A 651-nucleotide genomic window follows, 5' to 3' on the forward strand; every position below is an offset into this window, starting at 1 on the left:
TTTAATTGGCTTTTGTGGTTACGGTGCAATAATTGAGTGTTGTGGTAGCGTTGCTCACCACTTAAGCGGGCGTTATGTGCTTGGAGGAAATATGGAAATTGAGTTAATCCGAAATACTGAAAATTCATTCAGTTATATCCTCTATGAAAGTGGTTCCAATGTTGGGCGTATTCATGTGTCTTTAACTGGAAATGTCGCAAAAATCGAAGATATCATCGTTGATGAAATTGAATATAGTCCTTGGTGGTTTCTTCCTTTTATCAAGTGGACTAAATCATTTCGAGGCAAAGGCTATGGTACAGCCTTGCTCACCCAAGTAATCCAGCATTGTAGATCTCTTGGATCTTCTGAAATTATCGGTGAAATGCATGGAGATGAGCAAAAGTTAACTGTTTGGTATCAACGATTCGGTTTCATCGTAAGTGAAGATAAAAGTATTTCACTCAGTCTCTAGTACGCACATAACAAAGCGTTTAAGACGGATTCCCAACGCTTGGCATTTTCGGTTTGATTCAGCTTTAGTGTTTACGGCACAATGGTTTAGGTAAGGTGGTAGCGTTGCTCACCACTTAACGCGGCGTTATGCGACTAGGGAGAATGCATGAAAAAGTCGAATCTAATCATATTGATAATAGCGTGCGGACTTGGTTA

At 39.9% G+C, this 651-nt stretch carries 1 protein-coding gene; it reads left to right on the forward strand.

Annotation, left to right across the window (positions count from 1 at the left end):
- Positions 1–454 (forward strand): GNAT family N-acetyltransferase (locus tag EXA13_RS16645; protein WP_238134101.1); only part of this gene is annotated, 454 nt, incomplete at its 5' end.
- Between the last annotated feature and the right edge of the window lie 197 nt (positions 455–651).

The sequence above is a fragment of the Vibrio cincinnatiensis genome (assembly GCF_022113815.1).
Taxonomy (GTDB): domain Bacteria; phylum Pseudomonadota; class Gammaproteobacteria; order Enterobacterales; family Vibrionaceae; genus Vibrio; species Vibrio cincinnatiensis_A.